The organism is Candidatus Aquicultor sp. (assembly GCF_054640775.1).
Window position 1 is genome coordinate 1 of sequence record NZ_JBTSLF010000312.1, and the last position, 2,730, is coordinate 2,730.

Below are 2,730 nucleotides of genomic sequence, written 5' to 3' on the forward strand. Positions count from 1 at the left end.
CCACCCCTGCCTTCGTTTACTATCTTTGTAAAATAAAGAGAACCGCCCCCGTTATCGATGCTCGGGGAATTTTAACTTTACAGTTAAGGTGACATCTTGGCTCGGCAATAACCGCAGAAAGAAGAGAACCCTTTTAACTCCCCCATCCAAAAATGGCACTTTGGATGATCTTGTTTAGATAGGCTATTTGCGGGGGTGTAAAGTAGGCTCCCTTAACCCGATGGGTTTTTCGGCGAAATTCTTTGGCGTGTTCTTCTGACCAGAAGAAAACACTCTCCTTTCAAAAGGCCTCTATGATATTGGGATCTTTCAGACGACTTAAATCCACGTCCGGGACAAAGATGATGGGATGACATTCGCTATCCTGGCAGCGACACCGCATATCGCTATCAAGCTCTAATTTCATAGGCTTTTGGCAGTGGGCACATTCGGTGTCCACCGTGATGGTCACTTCTTCCTTTCTCAGTTGCCCTTGCACGAAGGGCGTCGCGAAGGCGTCTACTGCTCAGGCGGCATATAACCGTTCCCCTGATCCAAAAGTGATGGCGTGCGGTGTTTTTTCGACGGTCACAGGATAGGCCCATATCACTTGTCCCTGATTGTTTTTAACCAGGAAAGTCATATGATCCTCCAAATCCTGTAATATTTCCCTGGTCCGGTTCAAGGGAATATCCAATTCACGGGCCACCATTTCCGGCGGTATAGGACCACCGACACGAGGCATCTCCCTGACCACAAAATGATGGATCCGCCTATGTTCCAAGGACATGAATTGGGTGGATTGGCTTATTTTGTGTTTTTTCTTTGCAATTTGTTTCTCCCAGAGAAAAGAAGGGACGCCAATCGTGGTATGACTCACCCCGGTTAATAGTTTTTTTCCCATTATTATCCTCCTTCGTCATTTGAGTTACCCCAAGTTAACATTTCAAGTAATCATTTAGTTTTAAGATACTAAAAACAGAAATAAAAAAATTTTATCCTAATTTTTTAAAAAACTCTTCCATATGGGACAGGAAGCCCTCGATGGCCATTCGATCGGTCACAGATATCTTACTAAAATAATCATTAAAAATATTCAAGGCCGGGGCCTGCTGTTTCTGAAAATCCTGAATGGCCTCTAACCCGGACTTTGTGAAAGTAACAGTCAGTTCGTTTTTCTGGGCCGGGTCTTTGGTTTTTATAATGATGCCTTTCCGTTCCAGTCGGGTCAGGGTCTGAGAAACCGCCCCATTGCTGATACCTAATTTTTGGGCCATCTTAACAGCATTGAAGTCAGGGTTTTCGTTTATAACCTGCATTAAATGAATTTCCGAGGGGTAAAGATGTATCTTTTTATATTGGAAAACACTCCGTTTATCCAAGAAAAGTAACTGATTTACAACCCGGCGTAATTGACCGGCAACTTTTTTTGTTGGAGTGTTCATGTGTTGTTTTTAGTATCTTAAAACAGAAAAGTCAAGCTATTTTTCTTTTCATATTAAGCCTCATGTCTCCATGGGGCACCATGAAGTGAAAAGAGGTGAATTCTTCAATAATGACATGCCTTAAGATGGTCGAAGGATTCAAGGACCGCCGGGCGGAGGGAAATAAGTTTCACAAACCCTGGCCTAAATCATAAATCCACCCCCCTCATGATAGTTTTTGGTTGCAAATTTTTCTCGATAAAGGGAAGATTCTTACTTGGTGAGTCCAATGGCTATTATAAGCGACAGAAGAAAGCATCCAAGATATCCGATTAACGTTCCTGTTTTCATTTTCTACCCAGAAAAAAGGGCCGTAGCCCACACTCTGGATATGGGACTGGGAGGAATGAAAATATATACCGACAAGGTTTTCCCTTCCCGACGAGATTTTTTGTTTCAAATAGTTCTGCAACGAAAAACCATTTGGGTTAAGGGACGATTCGTTTTCGAACAAACCCAACCCGAATTGATGAATTTCTCATGTATTAAGTTTGAAGAGACTGCGCAAGAATGCATTCATAATCTGAAGGAATTTCTCTCACATCAGCAGCATTTATTGAAAAAAGAGTGCCTTGATATGGAGGTTCGAATCCGAGAAAGGGAGGCAGCATTGGCTAAAGCCAATGAATTGTTGAAGGTTGAGATTGAAAGACGGAAGAGAGAGGGGCAGGTTATCAAGGAGGTGGGAGAGCGACTTGGGTATTTATCATCGGTATTTTCGGATGATCGAGAAAAAAGAATAAGAATGACCGTCCAAGGGCTTGATGACCGTATTGAGGCCTTGCTAGTAGCGATTACCAATGGGCTTAATAATATTCACCTCCTTTTCAAGGAGGGGAAGGTTGCCGACCAGATCGCTTTTGAGCAAATAATTTTCAGCATTCAAAACAATTATAAAGAGATCCGGAGGGTTCTGGAGAACTTAGGACCATCCATTTTGGATGAACTCGGATTATTGGGGTCTATTGGCTACCAATGCCAGGAGCTTCAGAATATTTATTACGGGATCCAGAACGAAAAGGAAGAGGATGTCCTGGAAGATTCCGGATTCGGCGAAATTCAATTTGTACAAGGCCGAAAAGACAGTTGATTATTTTCTGAAAGCGTGAAACCTCATCTTTTGAAATAATATAAGATTTTAAATGGTAATCAACAGGGGTGGCTTAATTTTTTTCCTTTTTTAAAAGGAACTAACCTATTTAGGAGGGCGATATGGAAAAACACGAGGAAGGAATGGAGAAGCTTTTAACTATTGAAAAAACCATAA

The 2,730-nt window shown here is 42.0% G+C and carries 4 protein-coding genes; 1 reads left to right on the plus strand and 3 read right to left on the minus strand.

The genetic code is table 11. The features are described from left to right. Positions 1-280: 280 nt before the first annotated feature. The 3 genes from ACYC56_RS14625 to ACYC56_RS14635 form a co-directional block, all read right to left on the minus strand. Complete coding sequence (locus ACYC56_RS14625) at positions 281-478, minus strand: hypothetical protein (RefSeq protein ID WP_461374905.1); 198 nt, start codon at positions 476-478, stop codon at positions 281-283. A 27-nt stretch (positions 479-505) separates the two neighbouring features. Continuing rightward, positions 506-883, minus strand: coding sequence for a hypothetical protein (locus ACYC56_RS14630; RefSeq protein WP_461374906.1), 378 nt, complete (start codon positions 881-883; stop codon positions 506-508). A 91-nt stretch (positions 884-974) separates the two neighbouring features. After that, positions 975-1,424, minus strand: a complete 450-nt coding sequence (locus ACYC56_RS14635) for a MarR family winged helix-turn-helix transcriptional regulator (RefSeq protein WP_461374907.1) — start codon at positions 1,422-1,424, stop codon at positions 975-977. A gap of 268 nt (positions 1,425-1,692) precedes the next feature. Between ACYC56_RS14635 and ACYC56_RS14640 the strand changes: the two genes are divergently transcribed. Then, complete coding sequence (locus ACYC56_RS14640) at positions 1,693-2,553, plus strand: PilZ domain-containing protein (RefSeq protein WP_461374908.1); 861 nt, start codon at positions 1,693-1,695, stop codon at positions 2,551-2,553. Positions 2,554-2,730: the final 177 nt, after the last annotated feature.

Coding starts and splice junctions, on each gene's coding strand:
- ACYC56_RS14640 (WP_461374908.1), top strand. CDS start 1,693: ATGGCTATTATAAGCGACAGAAGAAAGCATCCAAGATATCCGATTAAC.
- ACYC56_RS14630 (WP_461374906.1), bottom strand. CDS start 883: ATGGGAAAAAAACTATTAACCGGGGTGAGTCATACCACGATTGGCGTC.
- ACYC56_RS14635 (WP_461374907.1), bottom strand. CDS start 1,424: ATGAACACTCCAACAAAAAAAGTTGCCGGTCAATTACGCCGGGTTGTA.